At 72.5% G+C, this 15,710-nt stretch carries 17 protein-coding genes; 10 read left to right on the forward strand and 7 right to left on the reverse strand.

Annotation, left to right across the window (positions count from 1 at the left end; all coding sequences use genetic code 11):
* Nucleotides 1-28 precede the first annotated feature (28 nt).
* On the reverse strand, nt 29-1,282 hold the full coding sequence (locus ACWC97_RS16675) for an oxygenase MpaB family protein (RefSeq protein ID WP_450649953.1): 1,254 nt from the start codon (nt 1,280-1,282) through the stop codon (nt 29-31).
* 44 nt (nt 1,283-1,326) lie between these two features.
* Here ACWC97_RS16675 and ACWC97_RS16680 point away from each other — a divergent pair, with 44 nt between their 5' ends.
* Together ACWC97_RS16680 and ACWC97_RS16685 are read left to right on the forward strand one after the other, a co-directional pair.
* On the forward strand, nt 1,327-1,941 hold the full coding sequence (locus tag ACWC97_RS16680; protein WP_352278692.1) for a TetR/AcrR family transcriptional regulator: 615 nt from the start codon (nt 1,327-1,329) through the stop codon (nt 1,939-1,941).
* Between the two features lie 112 nt (nt 1,942-2,053).
* Nucleotides 2,054-3,571 (forward strand): FAD-dependent monooxygenase, encoded by a 1,518-nt coding sequence (locus ACWC97_RS16685; protein WP_450649955.1) that lies wholly within the window; start codon nt 2,054-2,056, stop codon nt 3,569-3,571.
* A gap of 56 nt (nt 3,572-3,627) precedes the next feature.
* Here ACWC97_RS16685 and ACWC97_RS16690 read toward each other — a convergent pair whose 3' ends face one another.
* The gene (locus ACWC97_RS16690; protein WP_352278689.1) at nt 3,628-4,098 is read right to left on the reverse strand and encodes a MarR family winged helix-turn-helix transcriptional regulator; all 471 of its coding nucleotides are present in this window, start codon (nt 4,096-4,098) and stop codon (nt 3,628-3,630) included.
* Between the two features lie 254 nt (nt 4,099-4,352).
* Between ACWC97_RS16690 and ACWC97_RS16695 the strand changes: the two genes are divergently transcribed.
* From ACWC97_RS16695 to ACWC97_RS16710, 4 genes are all read left to right on the forward strand, one after another.
* Nucleotides 4,353-4,745 (forward strand): VOC family protein, encoded by a 393-nt coding sequence (locus ACWC97_RS16695; RefSeq protein ID WP_450649957.1) that lies wholly within the window; start codon nt 4,353-4,355, stop codon nt 4,743-4,745.
* Nucleotides 4,746-4,847 (forward strand): VOC family protein, encoded by a 102-nt coding sequence (locus tag ACWC97_RS16700; protein ID WP_450649959.1) that lies wholly within the window; start codon nt 4,746-4,748, stop codon nt 4,845-4,847. It abuts the gene before it with no gap.
* Nucleotides 4,848-5,011: 164 nt separating this feature from the next.
* The gene (locus tag ACWC97_RS16705; RefSeq protein WP_450649961.1) at nt 5,012-6,223 is read left to right on the forward strand and encodes an MFS transporter; all 1,212 of its coding nucleotides are present in this window, start codon (nt 5,012-5,014) and stop codon (nt 6,221-6,223) included.
* Nucleotides 6,224-6,286: 63 nt separating this feature from the next.
* On the forward strand, nt 6,287-7,114 hold the full coding sequence (locus ACWC97_RS16710) for an aldo/keto reductase (RefSeq protein ID WP_385212199.1): 828 nt from the start codon (nt 6,287-6,289) through the stop codon (nt 7,112-7,114).
* Between the two features lie 72 nt (nt 7,115-7,186).
* Here the strand turns inward: ACWC97_RS16710 and ACWC97_RS16715 are convergent, their stop codons facing one another.
* Together ACWC97_RS16715 and ACWC97_RS16720 are read right to left on the reverse strand one after the other, a co-directional pair.
* The gene (locus ACWC97_RS16715) at nt 7,187-7,909 is read right to left on the reverse strand and encodes a class I SAM-dependent methyltransferase (RefSeq protein WP_450649963.1); all 723 of its coding nucleotides are present in this window, start codon (nt 7,907-7,909) and stop codon (nt 7,187-7,189) included.
* 88 nt (nt 7,910-7,997) lie between these two features.
* On the reverse strand, nt 7,998-8,960 hold the full coding sequence (locus ACWC97_RS16720; protein WP_450649965.1) for a GlxA family transcriptional regulator: 963 nt from the start codon (nt 8,958-8,960) through the stop codon (nt 7,998-8,000).
* A gap of 101 nt (nt 8,961-9,061) precedes the next feature.
* On the opposite strand from ACWC97_RS16720, the gene ACWC97_RS16725 reads away from it, so the two are divergent.
* Nucleotides 9,062-9,712 carry an HD domain-containing protein gene (locus ACWC97_RS16725; RefSeq protein ID WP_352281125.1) on the forward strand — a complete coding sequence of 217 codons (651 nt, stop codon included), beginning with the start codon at nt 9,062-9,064 and terminating at the stop codon, nt 9,710-9,712.
* Between the two features lie 103 nt (nt 9,713-9,815).
* Here the strand turns inward: ACWC97_RS16725 and ACWC97_RS16730 are convergent, their stop codons facing one another.
* The gene (locus tag ACWC97_RS16730) at nt 9,816-10,667 is read right to left on the reverse strand and encodes an MHYT domain-containing protein (RefSeq protein ID WP_450649967.1); all 852 of its coding nucleotides are present in this window, start codon (nt 10,665-10,667) and stop codon (nt 9,816-9,818) included.
* A gap of 268 nt (nt 10,668-10,935) precedes the next feature.
* Between ACWC97_RS16730 and ACWC97_RS16735 the strand changes: the two genes are divergently transcribed.
* Together ACWC97_RS16735 and ACWC97_RS16740 are read left to right on the forward strand one after the other, a co-directional pair.
* Complete coding sequence (locus ACWC97_RS16735) at nt 10,936-11,670, forward strand: dienelactone hydrolase family protein (protein ID WP_450649969.1); 735 nt, start codon at nt 10,936-10,938, stop codon at nt 11,668-11,670.
* A gap of 79 nt (nt 11,671-11,749) precedes the next feature.
* The gene (locus ACWC97_RS16740; RefSeq protein ID WP_450649971.1) at nt 11,750-12,142 is read left to right on the forward strand and encodes a glyoxalase/bleomycin resistance/extradiol dioxygenase family protein; all 393 of its coding nucleotides are present in this window, start codon (nt 11,750-11,752) and stop codon (nt 12,140-12,142) included.
* A 16-nt stretch (nt 12,143-12,158) separates the two neighbouring features.
* Here ACWC97_RS16740 and ACWC97_RS16745 read toward each other — a convergent pair whose 3' ends face one another.
* On the reverse strand, nt 12,159-13,142 hold the full coding sequence (locus ACWC97_RS16745; RefSeq protein ID WP_352281137.1) for a LuxR family transcriptional regulator: 984 nt from the start codon (nt 13,140-13,142) through the stop codon (nt 12,159-12,161).
* Nucleotides 13,143-13,348: 206 nt separating this feature from the next.
* Here ACWC97_RS16745 and ACWC97_RS16750 point away from each other — a divergent pair, with 206 nt between their 5' ends.
* The gene (locus ACWC97_RS16750) at nt 13,349-14,785 is read left to right on the forward strand and encodes an aminopeptidase P family protein (protein WP_352281117.1); all 1,437 of its coding nucleotides are present in this window, start codon (nt 13,349-13,351) and stop codon (nt 14,783-14,785) included.
* A 66-nt stretch (nt 14,786-14,851) separates the two neighbouring features.
* On the opposite strand, the gene ACWC97_RS16755 is transcribed toward ACWC97_RS16750, so the two are convergent.
* Entirely contained in the window at nt 14,852-15,592 is a 741-nt protein-coding gene (locus ACWC97_RS16755) for an SDR family NAD(P)-dependent oxidoreductase (RefSeq protein ID WP_450649973.1), read from the reverse strand.
* Nucleotides 15,593-15,710 lie beyond the last annotated feature (118 nt).

Genomic DNA, 15,710 nt, shown 5'->3' on the forward strand with positions numbered 1-15,710 from the left:
GTCCCTGCGCGGACGACCGCGGGGTGCGTCACGCTGATTCCGGAAGCCGGGCCACCGCGGCGTCGTCGCCGCCGGGGAACAGCGACGCCAGGTACTCGCTCTGCGCCCGGGCCCCGCGCTCCTCCAGCCGGTGCCGGCCTCCGGGCAGCGAGCCGAGGACCCGGTAGCGCACGACGTTCCTCGTCTGCGCGAGCGGCACGGCCCACGGCAGCCTGGGGCGCAGGCCCAGGTCGCGCATGCCCGGCAGCCCCACGAAAGCGGTGAGCATGCTCAGCTGCCGGGCCCGCTCGTAGCGTTGATGGAGCCGCTCCACGGCCGGGGCGCGGTGCCCGAAGGCGCGCTCGGCCTGGGCGTCCATCGTCAGTCGGGCCAGTTCCTGACCGGCCCTGCTCTGGCCACCCGCGGCCAGCAGGATGTGGTAGTTCCACCGGTGCCGGACGTACTCGTCGTCGGTCAGCCACTGCGGCGCCACGCCCATCAGCCAGCCGACGTACCGCCACAGGTGCATGAGGTCGTCGCGCTGCCGCCGGGTCAGCCGCACCCCCAGCATCAGGCACCCCGCGATCACCGTCGCGTCGAACAGCCCGAGCGTGGCCGCCTGGTCGGCCTGGCTGATCGGGCGGCCCCACCGCCCGGTGTCCCACCGCGCCGCGAAACGGGCGTTGACCAGCGCGTGCATCACCCGCACATGGACCGTCAGACGCCAGCCCTCGGCCCCCGGACGCAGCCCGCCCGGACGCGTCACCGCGTGGGACCAGGCGGCCGTCTCGCCCAGCCGCCGCAGCGTCCGCCCGTCCGCCAGCCCGCCGGTGAGTACCAGCAGATCCGCCGGACCGCCGAACCGGTATCCACCGACCAACGAGAGAAGGGTCAGTACGTCACCACTGTTGCGCCCCAGCGAACGGAACGTCGCCGCCCCCGACTCCACCCGCCCCCAGTCCACCCAGTCCGGCACGGCGACCACCCGCTCCAGGAACGACCGCAGAGCCTCGGGCAGTCCCTCGGGCATGTCCGGCGCCGCGCGCAAGGCCGCACCCACCTGGGCCCGCGTCACCCGGCCCGCCGTCCCGTCCGGGAGCCCCATGGCCCCGGCCAGGGCGGCGCCGGGCTCGTCCCGCTGCAGAAGGGCCGCCCCCAGCCGCTCCATCAACTCCTCGTCGACCTCTCCGCCGATCCCCGTCAGCCACAGGAGCGGACGGGCGATCCTGCGCCCGCGCTCCTCGGCCTCCCGGAACCGGCCCGGAAACCGCCCCTCGCCACGTGCCGCGTCGCTCCGTGTCATACCGACCGTTGTAACGCGAGTAATCATTCGCATACAATTCGTGTATGCGCAGGACGCCCCGGCAGGAGCGGTCACGGCAGATGGTCGAGCGGATCGTCGAGGCGGGGCGGACGGTCCTGGCCCGAGACGGCTACGCCCGGTTCGCGACGACCCGGGTCGCCGCCGAGGCGGACATCAGCCCCGGCTCCCTCTACCAGTACTTTCGTGACAAGGACGAGCTGCTCGTCATGATCATGGAGCGGTACTGGGCCGAGACCGGCGACCGGATCGCGGCCTCGCTCGCCGACCAGCTCGACCAGCCGTCCGAGCGGCTGATCCCCAGCGTCGTCGAAGCGCTGCTCCGCGCCGTCGAGCACGACTCGCGACTCCTTCGCGTTGTGGTCGAGGAGGTGCCGCCCGGCTTTCACGGGGACCACCTCCACAGCCTGCGCCGCCGCGTCCAGGATCTGTGCTCGGCCTATGTGGCGGGCCACACCCCACCGGCCGGCCGGGGGACCACGCGCGCCTGGGTGCTCGTCGCCGCGATGGAGGCGCTCAGTGTGCGCTGGGTACTCGACCGCCCGGCCATCCCCCGCGAGGAGCTGGTCGAAGAGCTCACCGCCCTGGCCGCCGCGTACCTGACGGGCACGGCCGCCTCCCCGCCCGGCCTCCAGGCCTGACCTTCGTCGCGCCCCCGCCCCGCCGACGGGGGAGGCGGAGGGCGGAGGTATGAATGGTCCGTCCAGTGTTGTTCCGCGGTGTGCGGTGGGGTGAAGGGCCGGGTGTGTCGTGGTGCGTGGGGAGGAAACGGCGGGGGCGGAGGTCGTGGTCGTCGGCGGGGGCCCGGTCGGAATGCTGCTAGCCGCCGAGCTCGCCGGGTACGGGGTCGACACCGTACTGCTGGAGTCGGGCGGCGCCGTGTCGGACTGGCCGAGGGCGACCACGCTGCATGCCCGGGCGGTGCAGATTCTCGCTCGGCGCGGGCACCTGCCGGGACCCGTGCGCGCGTACCGGGACGGACCGGGGGAGAGCCCGTTCCATTTCGCGGGTCTGCCGGGACTGGCCATCACGACCCCGGCGAACGAGCCCGCCCCGGTCCTCAAGTGCGTTCAGGCCGAGCTGGAACGGCATTTCGAGGCACGGGCGCGCGAGGCCGGGGCCCGGGTGCTGCGCGGGTACCGGGTGACGGGGGTCTCCCAGGGGGCCGACGGGGTCCGGGTCACGGCCGAGGGGCCGCACGGGACGACGGTCCGTACGGGCCGGTACGCGGTGGGAGCGGACGGAGCACGCAGTACGGTGCGTGACCTCGTGGGCATCGCGTCCGACACCCACGAGGCCACGGTCTCCGCCCTGGCGGGCACGGTGACTCTCGCGCGGCCCGACGACCTCGCCCCGGGGTGGCACCAGACGCCACGCGGCTGGATCGTCGCCAAGCACACCGCCGACGGCCGCACGCATCTGCGGACACTGAACTGTTCCGGTGCCTTCGCCGGCCGACAGGCGCCGCCCGTACTGGAGGAACTGCGCGGTGAGGTGTCCTGGCTGGCGGGCCGGGACATCGGAATGGGCGATCCGCAGTGGCTCAGCAGATTCAGCGACTTCTCCCGGGTGGCCCGGGACTTCCGCGCCGGACGGGTCTTCCTGGCGGGGGACGCGGCACATGTCCATTTCCCGATCGGCGGCCAGGGCTTGAGCGCCGGGGTGCTCGACGCCCTCAACCTGGGGTGGAAACTGGCCCTGGCCGTCAACGGCCGGGTAGCCGCAGGGCTGTTGGACACCTACGACGCCGAGCGCCGCCCGGCCGCCGGGCGCATCGTGGAACAGACCCGGGCGCAGCTCGCGCTGATGCGGCCCGGGCCCGAACTGGACGCGCTGCGCGAGGTGTTCACCGCCATGCTGCCGGCGGATCGCGCGCAGGGGCGTCTCGGCGCGATGATCAGCGCCCAGGACACGGTGCTCCCCGGCCATGAGGGGCCGAGGGGCACGGGGGAGTTCCTGAGCAACCTGGTGCTGGACACCCCGGACGGCGAGACCGATGTGATCACGCTGCTGCGTGGCGGCGGGCCGCTGCTCCTGCTGCTCGGCGGGGAGAGCGACCGTCACGCGGAGGAGGCCCGGGGGTGGGAAGGGGCCGTGCGGGTGGTCCGGGCCCGGCCCGTGACGCCCCTGCCGTTCGACGCGGTGCTCGTGCGACCGGACGGATACGCGGCCTGGGTGCCGGGCGGCCGCGCACTGCCGGACGTACTGGCCCAGTACCTCCGGCAGTGCTCCGAACGGGGCCGTGGGCTGCCGGACCCGGCCGAAGGGTGAACCACGCGCCCCGGGGTGGTGTGGTGGTTCAGCCGGCGGTGGCCCGGGTCGGCCGGTCACACGGTGGCGTGCGAGGGCGGGGTCACCGCCTCCACGACCGCGACCAGCGGGGCGAGTTCGGGGTTGTCGGCGGCCTCGCGCAGCGCCTCGCGCAGCGCCGCGTCATTGGTCGGCCGGGCCTCTTCGAGGAGCCGCAGCCCGTCCTCGGTGACGTTGGTGTAGATGCCGCGCCGGTCGGTCGGGCAGAGATAGCGGGCCAGCAGGCCGCGGTCCTCCAGCCGGGTCACCAGGCGGGTGGTGGCGCTCTGGCTGAGCACGACCGCGTCGGCCACCTGCTTCATCTGCAGATGGCCGCCCTCTCCGTCGTGCTGGCGGCTGAGCACGTCGAGCAGGGAGTACTCCCGGACGCTCAGGTCGTGCCCGGACTGCAGTGCCCGCTCGATGTGCGCCTCGATCTTGCCGTGCAGGAATGACAGAGCGGCCCATCCGTTGGCGAGGGCGGTCAGCGAGTGGTCCGTGGCGGTCATGGGGATGGGTTCCTTTCCCGTTTCCCGGTGCGACACGGACCAGGGTAAGCCCTGGACCGGGGCAATCCGCGAGGAGCGGTATGCCGCCCCTGCAAGGAACGGGCACCCCGGTGCTCCGGCGGTGACGGGGTGTGGCCGGAGGAGATGCGGGATCCGCCGGGGCCGGGACAATCGGTTTCAGCCGCCCTGTTCCCAGGGCCGCCGTGCCCCGGGCGCCGGACGGGCCCTAAGGGTGCGAGACGAAGGGGATGACCATGGCCGTTTCCGGCGCTGCGATGAACCTCACCCGGGCCGCCCATGTCGGGATCTCGGTCGCCGATCTGGACGTCTCGGTCGCGTTCTACCGGGCCCTGACCGGGCGGGAGCCCGTCGTCGCGGGCGAGACCATGCACAGTGACCCGTTCGGCAGGTCGCAGGGGCTGCCCACCGCGAAACTCCGCTACGCCACGATCAACCTGGACAACGGCCTCGGCATCGACCTCATCGAGTTCCAGGAGCCGCGGGGCGAGCGGACGGGAGGGATGGCCAACCGTCCGGGCTCGGTGCACCTGTGCTTCCGGGTCGACGACTTCGACGCGGTGTACCGGCGGATGAAGGAGGCCGGGTACGGCTTCCTCGGCGACGACTACACCTTCGTGGCGGGCTAGGTGACTCCGGACGCGGCGCTGGGGACCAGGGTCGCGTACTTCAACGACCCGGACGGCACCAACCTGGAGATCATCCAGCCCCGGGGCGGTTTCGCCGGCTGAGGCCCCGCCTGCCCCGCCACGACGCGTCTTGGAGGTGCCGACGGATGCCACCCGCCCAAGGTCCACGGCCATAGACGAATGCCCGCGTTTGCATTTATCGCGCGTATGCAACTATTGTCGTGTCCCGTAAGGCGCACAAGCAATCCGTATGGAGGGCCGCTCCCATGCCGCTCGCACTCCTCGCCCTGGCCGTAGGGGCTTTCGGGATCGGCACCACCGAGTTCGTGGTGATGGGTCTCCTGCCCCAGATCGCCGCCGACTACGGCGTGTCCGTCCCCACCGCGGGGCTCCTCGTCACCGGTTACGCGGCAGGCGTCGTCATCGGCGCACCGCTGATGACGGTCCTCGGCACCAGGATCAGCCGCAAGACGATGCTCATGCTGCTCATGGTCCTGTTCACGGCCGGCAACCTGCTGTCCGCCGTCGCGCCGAGCTTCGGGGTCATGTTCGCGGGCCGCGTCGTGGCCTCGTTCGCCCACGGGGCGTTCTTCGGGATCGGCTCCGTGGTCGCGGCCGAACTGGTCGCCCCGGAGAAGAAGGCGGGTGCGATCGCCACCATGTTCACCGGGCTCACCGTCGCGAACATCGTCGGCGTACCGGCCGGCACCTTCATCGGCCAGGCCGTGGGCTGGCGGACCACCTTCGCGGCGGTCGCCGCGCTCGGCGTCGTCGGTCTGCTCGGCATCGCCCGGCTGGTGCCCGCCCTGCCGCGTCCCGAGGGCGCCCGCCTGCGCCGGGAACTGACCGCGTTCCGCAACCCGCAGGTACTCCTCGCGATGGCGATGACCGTGCTCGGCTTCGGCGGCGTCTTCGCCGCGATCACCTACATCGCCCCGATGATGACCTACGTGGCGGGTTACTCGGACGGCGCGGTCACCTGGCTGCTGGCCCTGCTGGGCGTCGGCATGTTCCTCGGCAACCTCCTCGGCGGCCGCTTCGCCGACCGCCGGCTGATGCCGATGCTCTACACGACCCTCGGCGGTCTGGCCGTCGTGCTCGGCCTGTTCACCTTCACCGCGCACGACAAGGTCGCCGCCGCCGTGTCGATCCTGCTCGTGGGCGCCCTCGGTTTCGCGACCGTCCCGCCGCTGCAGAAGCGCGTCCTGGACCACGCCCACGGCGCCCCCACCCTGGCCTCCGCCGTCAACATCGGCGCGTTCAACCTCGGCAACGCGCTCGCCGCCTGGCTCGGCGGCATGGTCATCGCCGCAGGGCTCGGCTGGACCGCCCCGAACTGGGTCGGCGCGCTGCTGGCGGCCGCGGCCCTCGGCCTCGCCTTCTGGTCCGCCGCCCTGGAACGCCGCACCCCCGCGGCCGTGCCCGCCGACGGCCCTGCTCCCGCCGACGCTCCGGCCCCGGTCGCCGTCCACGGCTGACCCCCCCACACTCCCTCTCCCATTCCGATCCCCACCCCCACGACAGCAAGGAAGCGAACCACCATGACCGGCAACGTTCCCACCGTGAAGCTGAACAACGGCGTCGAGATCCCCCAGCTCGGCTTCGGCGTCTTCCAGGTCCCCGACGACGAGACCACCACCGCCGTCTCCGCCGCCCTGGAAGCCGGATACCGCAGCATCGACACCGCGGCGATCTACGGCAACGAGGCCGGCGTCGGCCGCGCCCTCGCCGCCTCCGGCCTGCCCCGCGAGGACCTGTTCGTCACCACCAAGCTCTGGAACGCCGACCAGGGCCACGACGCCACCCTGCGCGCCTTCGACGCCAGCCTCGCCAAGCTGGGCCTGGACCACGTGGACCTCTACCTGATCCACTGGCCCACCCCCGCCCGCGACCTCTACGCCGACACCTGGAAGGCGTTGGAGAAGCTCGCCGCAGACGGCCGCATCCGGGCCGCGGGCGTCTCCAACTTCCAGCCCTCCCACCTCCAGCGCCTCCTGGACACCAGCGACCTCGTCCCCGCGGTCAACCAGGTCGAGCTGCACCCCGGCCTCCAGCAGGCCGAACTGCGCGCCTTCCACGCCCAGCACGGCATCGCCACCGAGGCGTGGAGCCCGCTCGCCCAGGGCGCCGTCCTGAACGACCCGGAGATCACCGCGATCGCCGACCGCACCGGCAAGTCCCCCGCCCAGGTCGTCCTGCGCTGGCACCTCCAGCTCGGCAACATCGTCATCCCCAAGTCCGTCACCCCGGCCCGCATCCGCCAGAACCTCGACGTCTTCGACTTCACCCTCACCGACGACGACATGGCCGCCATCGCCGCCACCGACCGGGGTCTGCGCACCGGCCCCGACCCGGACGAGTTCAACTGACACCCGGCCGGTACACGGTCCCCGGTCCGCCGGAAGAAGCCCCCGTGGGCACCGTCCGGCGGACCGCCGTTCCTAGGGGCGGCGTGCCACGAACACGAACTCCCGGCCCGGCCGGTCCGGCGCGTCACGCACCTCGTCCACCACATAGCCCTGCGCGGCCAGCGCCTCCCCGATCTCGTCCCGTTCCCGGAACCGCAGCGTCGAGTCCGAGGTCATCACCCGCCCGTCCGCGAACACACAGGTCGAGCGGAACGTCACCAGCGGCAGCGCCACCTCCACCAGGTCCACCCAGCTCTCCACCGGCCCGGTCCCGGCGACCTCCACCACGCTCCACGACCGCTCCCGCGTCCACTCCTCCCAGGCGCGCCGGGCCGGATCACGGGTCTCGAAGACCAGCCGCCCGCCCGGCTCCAGCGCATCGAACGCATGCCGCAGCGTCAGCTCCCAGTCCCGGGGACCGGTGATGGCCTGGGCGACGTTCGCCGTCATCGTCACCAGGTCCGCCCGCACCGGCAGCGGCACCGTCGCGTCCCCGTGGACCCACCGCACCCGCCCGCCGCCCGGCTTGCCCCGCGCTACCTCGAGGGACGCCAGGGCCGGTTCGACACCGGTGACCTCGACACCCCGGCCGGCCAGCAGCAGCGCGAACACGCCCGTCCCGCAGCCGACATCCAGCACCCGCCGCGCCCCGAACTCCCGCACCATGTCCAGATAGGCGTCGAGATCGCTCCGGTCGGGATCGAGCGGATCGTAGAGCGCGGCCAGTACCGGATCCGTGAAGCACTCATCAGCCATGCCACCGAAACTACGCACCTCCGTACCCTTTCAACCACCCTTCTGCTAGGCATAGTTGACCCACCGGGGCAGAAGGGGAGGGTGCTGCTCAGAGGCCGGGCTGGTCGGTGGTCCCGAAACGCCTGCGGTACTCGGTGGGCGTGATGCCCAGATGCCGGGCGAAGACCCGGCGCAGCGTCTCGTCGCTGCCCAGACCGCTCAGCCGGGCGGCCGAGGTGATGCCGTGACCGTCCAGAAGGAGCTGCCGGGCACGGTCCAGCCGGACCCGCTCGACCCAGCGCGCCGGGGTGGTCCGCAGCTCGGCCCGGAAGAGCCGGGAGAGATGGCGGGTGCTCACGCAGGCGGTGGCGGCCATCGTGGACGGGCTGTGATCGGCGGACGGGTCGGCCAGCACGGCAGCGGTCAGGGAACGCAGCAGGTCACCCCGGACCGGCGGTGTGGCCAGAGCGGCGGAGAACTGGGACTGCCCGCCCGGCCGCTGCATGAACACCACCAGCTCACGGGCGATCCCGCGCGCCGCCTCGGGACCGTGGTCCCGCTCCACCAGCGCCAGCGCGAGATCGATCCCGGCACTGATCCCCGCACTGGTGTGGAAACGACCGTCACGGACATGGAGCGCGTCGGCCTCGACCCGCACCCGGGGATGGCGCAGGGCCAACGCCCGGGCATGCCGCCAGTGCGTGGTGGCCCGGCGCCCGTCGAGCAGCCCGAGCCCGGCCAGGACGAACGCCCCCGTGCATACGGACGCCACCCGCCGCGCCCGCCCGGCCAGCACCCCGGCCGCCTCCAGCAACGCCCCGTCCACCCCCTGGCCCGCGAGACGGTCGGCCCCGGCGACCACCAGGGTGTCCAGCTCTCCCACGTCCCCGGGCGCGGCGGTGGCCGCCAGCACGACCCCGGCGGACGTGGTGACGGGGCCGCCGTGCGGGGAGACCAGGAACGTTCCGTAACCGTGGCCGCGTCGCGCCGCCTGGTCGAAGACCTCCAGCGGACCACTGACGTCGAGCAGGGTCACCGCGTCGAAGACGAGGAACCCGACCCGCCGCGTCATGTCCGGATCCGAGGGGTGCGTGGCCGCAGAGACATGGCGCCAGCCTAGACCGCGCGGGACCGTGGAGAGGACCACGGACCACACCCCGAGGGAGACCCGCCATGACCACCCAGACCGCCCGGACGATCGCGGGCGTACGCATCCCCGACAGCGCTCTGGCGAAGGAGGCGACCGAGCTGGTGCGCGAGGCCGCCACTCCGCTCCTGTTCGACCACTCGCGCCGCGTGTTCCTCTTCGGGGCCCTGCGCGGTGCCCAGCAGGGACTGGATTTCGACCCGGAGCTGCTCTACATCGGGGCGATGTTCCACGACCTCGGCCTGACCACCCGCTACGCCCGTACCGACCAGCGCTTCGAGATCGACGGCGCGGACGAGGCCCGCCGCTTCCTCCACGCCCACGGCATCACCGGCGAACCGGCCCAGCGGGTGTGGACCGCCATCGCCCTGCACACCACACCCGAGATCCCCCTCCACATGGACCCCGAGATCGCCCTGGTCACCCGTGGCGTCGAACTCGACGTCCTGGGAATCGGCTACCAGGCGGTCACCGACGAGCAGCGCGCCGCCGTGGTCGCCGCCCACCCCCGCCCCGACTTCAAGAACCGCATCCTCGCCGCGTTCACCGACGGCATCAAGGACCGCCCCGACACCACCTTCGGCAACGTCAAGGCCGATGTACTGGCCCACTTCGTCCCCGGCTTCCGCCGAGGCGACTTCGTGGAGGTCATCCGTCACTCCGACTGGCCGGAGTGACTCCGCGGAGGCCGCGCGGGAACCTCGAATCCGTCGGGCTCCGCCAGGACATGAACACCGCCTCGCCGGTCCAGCGGTGCGACGCTGGCCTGCCCGCGCTCCTTTACAGGCCGCTGCCCGCCTTCTGCCGCCGGGTCTTCCGCCGGGCGGTGTGCCGCTGGGGCGTGGCGGTGGAGGTGGCGCCGGACGGGCGGGTGCCCGGGGCGCCGTTCCACTCATGACCGAGCATGAGGACGGGGTCGAACATCACGATCGCCGCGGCGATGACGAGGAACACCGCGGGGCCCAGGAGCATGGGTACGAGGAGCTGTGTGCCTGTCATGCCGCCGCTGTGCGAGCCGTGTCCCGCGCCCGGTTCCACGTCGAGTGCGGCCATTCCGGTGTAGTGCATCGCGGCGACCGCGACGCCGAAGATCAGGCTGGCCCGCAGGCTCGCCCGGAACCCGTACGCCGACATCGCCGACCACAGCGCGGCGGTCGATGCGGCGACCGCGATCACGACGGACAGCACGACCAGAGGCATGGCGTACGTCACCCCGGACCCCACGTGCATCGCCGCCATGCCGAGGTAGTGCATGCCCGCGATGCCCAGGCCCATCAGCACACCGGCCGTCACCAGCGCCGGCCGCCGGGCCCCCAGGTAGCCGACGGTGAAGATGCCGATGCCCACGACGGTGACCGCCACGACCAGACTCGCCGCGGTCAGCGGGCCGTCGTAGGTGATGGGTGATTCCGCCACGCTGAAGCCGAGCATCGCGATGAAGTGCATCGTCCAGATCCCGACCCCGATCGACGTGGAGCCGAGCGCGAGCCAGCCCGCCTTCGCGCCGCCCCCGCTGTGCATCGACCGGTTCGTGCACCGCAGCCCGAGGGCACCGCCCAGCCATGCCACCAGGAATCCGGCGACCGGGGTCACGAACCCCAGGCTGAATCCGTCGACGGTCGCGGATGCCATCGCTCCGCCCCTCCCTCTTGTCCGAGCCGTACGAACTCCCCTCCGGAACCCGCCTGATGACGATATGCAGCCACAATGGCCGAAAATCCACTACTGGATAACCAAATGATTAAGAATCGTCAAGATTGATCTTGAAGCGGACTTTCTGTGGCACGGCGCACGGACAAAGTGCCCATATGGGTTCGTGGCGTTTCCGGACCGAGACCTGATGAAATGTCACTCCGCGCCGCCCCGGGCGGCCCGACCCATCAGCCTCGGCAGGAGACCCATGCGTACCGAAACACTGCAGATCCCCACCGCGGACGGCACGGCCGACGCCTTCGCCGCCCACCCCGGTGACGGCGGGCGCCATCCCGGTGTGCTGATGTACATGGACGCCTTCGGGATCCGGCCCGTCCTGCGGGAGATGGCCCGCGAACTGGCCGGGCACGGCTACTTCGTCCTCGTCCCCAACGTCTTCCACCGCACCGGCCCGGCACCGGTGGTCCGGCTTCCCGAGCACATCGGGGAGAAGGACCGCGACGAACTCATCAGTCGGCTGATGCCCCTGATCAAGGAGCACACCGCGGAACGCACGCTGAGCGACGCCGACGCCTACCTCGACTTCCTCACCGCCCGCCCCGAGGTCGCCCCCGGACCGGTCGGGGTGACCGGCTACTGCTTCGGCGGCCTCCTGGCGATGCGGACCGCCGCGGCCCACCCCGGCCGCGTCGCGGCCGTCGCCGCGTTCCACGCACCCGTGGCCGCCGACGGTCCCGGCCTCTTCGCCCCGGTCACCGCCCGGGTCCATCTCGGCCACGCCGAGGGCGACCTGACCCCCCAGGACCTCGACGCGCTCGGCCGGGACCTGGACGCCGCGGGGGTCGACCACACCTCCGAGATCTATCCCGGCACCGTCCACGGCTTCACCATGGCCGACACCGACGCCTACGACGCCGCCGGGCTCCAGCGCCACTGGGACCGCCTGCTGCCCCTCCTCGCCGCCACCCTGACCGACGGCTGAACCCCCGAGCGCCTTCCCGCGCCCTCGCGGGGGCACCGAACGGCCCCGCGAAACCGGCGGCTCCCGTAGGGTGAGCCCCATGCCCGCCCTCTACCCGCGCGTGCTCACCGACGACTACCCGGCCGCCTTCGCCTTCTACGCGGCCGTACTGCCCGCACTGGCCGGACACGTGCCCGCACGCGGCGACGCCGCCTCCGGATACGCCAGCTGGGACACCCCTCGGGGCGATACCGCTTTCGCCGTGATCCGGCGGGACGTGTTCACCACCGCGGTGCCCGGTGCCCCGACGGCCGGCGGTACGGTCCTCGTCCTGCCGGTCGCGGACGCCGCCGCCCTGGACGAGGCCGTCGCCCTGTGCCTCGCGCACGGTGCCCGCACGGTCGCGCCGGCCAGTGATCTGCCGGGATGGGGACTGCGCGCGGCGTATCTCTGCGACCCGGACGGCAACCTGCTGGAGATCCAGACGTACTGACCACCCCGCCCCCGGTTCACAGCAAGCCCGACCGCTGTGCCTGGAGGGCCAGCTGGAAACGGTTCGCCGCGCCCAGCCGGGCCATCAGAACCTGTAGCCGGCGGAAGAGCGTGCGACGGCTGATGCCCAGTTCCCGGGCGATCACGTCGTCCCCGGCCCCGCCCGCCAGGAGCCACAGCAGCCGCCGGTCGGCGGGCGGCAGGCCGCCCGGGCGGGTGGTGCGCCCGTGCAGCGGCAGGGCCCCGGCCCAGGACTGTTCGAACAGTGCGATCAGCGCGGACAGCAGACCGCACGGCTGTACCACCAGCATCGTGTTGTGCACGTCGGCCTCCCGGATCGACAACGACACCAGGGCGTACGCCTCGTCGATGATCACGAGTTTGACCGGGACCGACGGCATCACCCGGGCCTGCTCACCGGCGCGGACACACGGCTCGATGACCTCCGCCAGGTGTCCCGGATGCTCCAGCGACTCCCGCGAGTACACGACGCGCTGCGTGATCCCGCGTGCCAGCGTGGCCAGCGCGTCGTCGGTGGTCTCCGGCATCGGGAAGTACGGCGGTGACTCGAACTGCCGGATCTGTTCCCGGGCGCTGGCCCAGGCCTGCCGCATCCGCGGCCCGACCGCCTCACCCGTGACGACCTCCACGAGATCGTCGTTGTACGCGGCCAGCCGGTGGCGCCTGAACGATTCGAACGCGCCCCCGACGGCGATCCGCGACTCCTCGATCTCGGCCGCCCGGTGCCGGGCGAGGATCTCCAGCCCCGCGGCGGGCGGTACCGGGGCCACCACGTCCCCGTCCTTCCCGGCGGCGCTGGCCAGCCCCGCCGCGACCAGCGCACCGTACGCCCCGGCCAGCTCCTCGCCCTCCAGCCCGGCCGCCTCGCCGACCGCGCCCAACGAGGCCGGTGCCAGCTCCAGCAGCGCCAGGTAGACCCGGACCGAGGCGGGCTTGATCCCCAGCATCCGGAGCGCCTCGCCGGGCTCCGCGTTCTCCATCCTCATGCGCCCATTGTCGGCCTCCGCGCACCACGCCGTGACCGATCCGTGCCAGTGGCACTCCTCGGCTCCCCGCACGGGCATTTCCCGGTAGCGTCCGGGAAACCGCCGCCGGACGGCGGACACCCGCCCGCGACCCCCGGGCCCCGGGAACCCCGGGGCTCACGGGAATTTCCGGCACTCCACGAACCCCCGGCATCCCCGGGATGCGGATGAGAAGAAAGGTGTACGCCGTGGCGAAAGGCCGCAAGAACGGTCTCTACGCAGGGATCTCCGAGGAACTGTCCGCGCTGATGCGTACCGGCTGGGCGGACACCGAACGGCACGATCTGACCCCCGACGCGCAGGCCCCGCACGCGGCCCGCCGCCGTGCCGCGCTCTCCGCGCGTTTCCCCGGCGAGCGCCTCGTCGTCCCCTCGGGGAACCTCAAGGTCCGCTCCAACGACGACACCTATCCCTTCCGGGCGTACTCGGGCTACGTCCACATGACCGGGGACCAGGCCCGCGACGGCGCGCTCGTCCTCGAACCCCGCGCGGACGGCGGCCACGACGCCTACTGCTACCAGCTGCCGCGCGACGGCCGCGACAACAACGAGTTCTGGACCGGTTCCACGGCCGAACTGTGGATGGGCCGACGCCGCTCCCTGGCCGAGTCGCAGACCGTCCTCGGACTGCCCTGCCGGGACGTGCGCACCGCGGCCGAGGATCTGGCCGCCTCCACCGCCCCGACCAGGATCGTCCGCGGCATCGACCCGGCCCTGGAGGCCGCCGTCACCACCGACGAGGACCGCGACGCCGAGCTGGAGGAGGCGCTCGACGCCCTCCGTCTGGTCAAGGACGACTGGGAGATCGGCGAACTCCGCAAGGCCGTGGACTCCACCGTCCGCGGATTCACCGACGTCATCGGTGAACTCTCCAAGGCGGTCGCCTCCTCCGAGCGGTGGATCGAGGGCACGTTCTTCCGCCGGGCCCGGCTGGAGGGCAACGCCGTCGGCTACGGCACGATCTGCGCCGCGGGCGACCACGCCACGATCATGCACTGGACGAACAACGACGGCCCGGTGCGCCCGGGCGAGCTCCTCCTGCTCGACGCCGGGGTGGAGACGGACACCCTCTACACCGCCGACGTCACCCGCACCCTCCCGATCAGCGGCACCTTCACCCCCGTGCAGCGCGAGGTCTACGACGCGGTGTACGAGGCGCAGGAGGCCGGCATGGCGGCGGTCAAGCCGGGTGCCGCCTACCGCGACTTCCACGAGGCGTCCCAGCGCCACCTGGCGGCCCGGCTGGTCGAGTGGGGCTACATCGAGGGTCCGGCCGACCGCGCGTACGAGCTGGGCCTGCAGCGCCGGTTCACAATGGCGGGCACCGGCCACATGCTCGGCCTGGACGTCCACGACTGCGCGCAGGCCAGGAACGAGGAGTACGTCGAGGGGGTGCTGGAGCCGGGCATGGTGCTCACCGTGGAGCCGGGGCTGTACTTCCAGCCGGACGACCTGACCGTGCCCGAGGAGTGGCGGGGCATCGGCGTCCGGATCGAGGACGACCTCCTTGTCACCGAGGACGGTCACGAGAACCTGTCGGCGGGGCTGCCGAGGTCCGCGGAGGCCGTCGAGGCGTGGATGGCCCGGTTCGCAGGCTGAGGTCCGGGCGGAGAGTACGAGGGGGAGGGCCGCCGGCCCTCCCCCTTCTTCTGCTGCTTCCGTGGGTCAGGCGGTGAAGCCGCCGTCGACATGGAGTTCGGCCCCGGTGATGTAGGCGCCGTCCTCGCCCGCGAGGTGGGCGACGGTGGCCGCGATCTCGGTGGTCCGGGCGTAGCGGCCCACCGAGGTCAGGCCCGCGATCGCCTGGGCGTTCGGCCCGTCGGCGGGGTTGGCGTCGGTGTCGGTGGGGCCGGGGTGCACCAGGTTCACGGTGATTCCCCGCGGGCCCAGTTCCCGGGCCAGCCCCCGGGTCATCCCCGCCAGGGCGGTCTTGCTCATCGAGTACAGCGCCAGCCCCGGGAAGGGGGCGCGGTCGGCGACGTTGCTGCCGATGCTGATGATGCGCCCGCCCGGACCCATGTGGCGGGCGGCGGCCTGGGCCGCGGTGAACGGGGCCCGGACGTTCACCGCCAGGGTGCGGTCGATCTCCGCCGCTCCCCAGTCCTCCAGGGGTCCGACGAGGAAGACCGCGGCGTTGTTGACCAGGATGTCGAGCCTGCCGAACGCCGCGACCGCCTCCTCCACCGCGGCGGCCGGTGCCCCGGGCCGGGCGCTGTCGGAGCGCAGGGCCAGGCCCCGGCGCCCCGCGGCCCTGATCCGTCCGGCCACGGCGTCGGCGCGTTCCGCGTTGTTCTCGTAGGTCAGGACGGTGTCGGCGCCCGCTTCGGCCAGACGCAGCGCGACGGCGGCGCCGATGCCCCGGCTTCCGCCGGTGACCAGGGCAACTTTTCCTTCAAGTCGTGTCATGCCATGGAGCTTCGCGGGCGCCGGGGCCGGGCGCTGGCGGGAATCCGACCCGGTGTTCGGCCCGTAGTCTTCGCTACCGGCCGTAGAAGTTCACCGACCGCCCTGGAGCCGCCGTGCC

Source organism: Streptomyces sp. NPDC001108 (assembly GCF_053598535.1).

What these genes read in the sequence shown, in the direction of transcription:
- ACWC97_RS16690 (WP_352278689.1), bottom strand. Translation starts at nt 4,098, where the DNA reads ATGACCGCCACGGACCACTCGCTGACCGCCCTCGCCAACGGATGGGCC.
- ACWC97_RS16730 (WP_450649967.1), bottom strand. Translation starts at nt 10,667, where the DNA reads ATGGCATCCGCGACCGTCGACGGATTCAGCCTGGGGTTCGTGACCCCG.
- ACWC97_RS16750 (WP_352281117.1), top strand. Translation starts at nt 13,349, where the DNA reads ATGCGGATGAGAAGAAAGGTGTACGCCGTGGCGAAAGGCCGCAAGAAC.
- ACWC97_RS16720 (WP_450649965.1), bottom strand. Translation starts at nt 8,960, where the DNA reads ATGACGCGGCGGGTCGGGTTCCTCGTCTTCGACGCGGTGACCCTGCTC.
- ACWC97_RS16705 (WP_450649961.1), top strand. Translation starts at nt 5,012, where the DNA reads ATGCCGCTCGCACTCCTCGCCCTGGCCGTAGGGGCTTTCGGGATCGGC.
- ACWC97_RS16675 (WP_450649953.1), bottom strand. Translation starts at nt 1,282, where the DNA reads ATGACACGGAGCGACGCGGCACGTGGCGAGGGGCGGTTTCCGGGCCGG.
- ACWC97_RS16710 (WP_385212199.1), top strand. Translation starts at nt 6,287, where the DNA reads ATGACCGGCAACGTTCCCACCGTGAAGCTGAACAACGGCGTCGAGATC.
- ACWC97_RS16755 (WP_450649973.1), bottom strand. Translation starts at nt 15,592, where the DNA reads ATGACACGACTTGAAGGAAAAGTTGCCCTGGTCACCGGCGGAAGCCGG.
- ACWC97_RS16695 (WP_450649957.1), top strand. Translation starts at nt 4,353, where the DNA reads ATGGCCGTTTCCGGCGCTGCGATGAACCTCACCCGGGCCGCCCATGTC.
- ACWC97_RS16680 (WP_352278692.1), top strand. Translation starts at nt 1,327, where the DNA reads ATGCGCAGGACGCCCCGGCAGGAGCGGTCACGGCAGATGGTCGAGCGG.
- ACWC97_RS16740 (WP_450649971.1), top strand. Translation starts at nt 11,750, where the DNA reads ATGCCCGCCCTCTACCCGCGCGTGCTCACCGACGACTACCCGGCCGCC.
- ACWC97_RS16735 (WP_450649969.1), top strand. Translation starts at nt 10,936, where the DNA reads ATGCGTACCGAAACACTGCAGATCCCCACCGCGGACGGCACGGCCGAC.
- ACWC97_RS16715 (WP_450649963.1), bottom strand. Translation starts at nt 7,909, where the DNA reads ATGGCTGATGAGTGCTTCACGGATCCGGTACTGGCCGCGCTCTACGAT.
- ACWC97_RS16745 (WP_352281137.1), bottom strand. Translation starts at nt 13,142, where the DNA reads ATGGAGAACGCGGAGCCCGGCGAGGCGCTCCGGATGCTGGGGATCAAG.
- ACWC97_RS16725 (WP_352281125.1), top strand. Translation starts at nt 9,062, where the DNA reads ATGACCACCCAGACCGCCCGGACGATCGCGGGCGTACGCATCCCCGAC.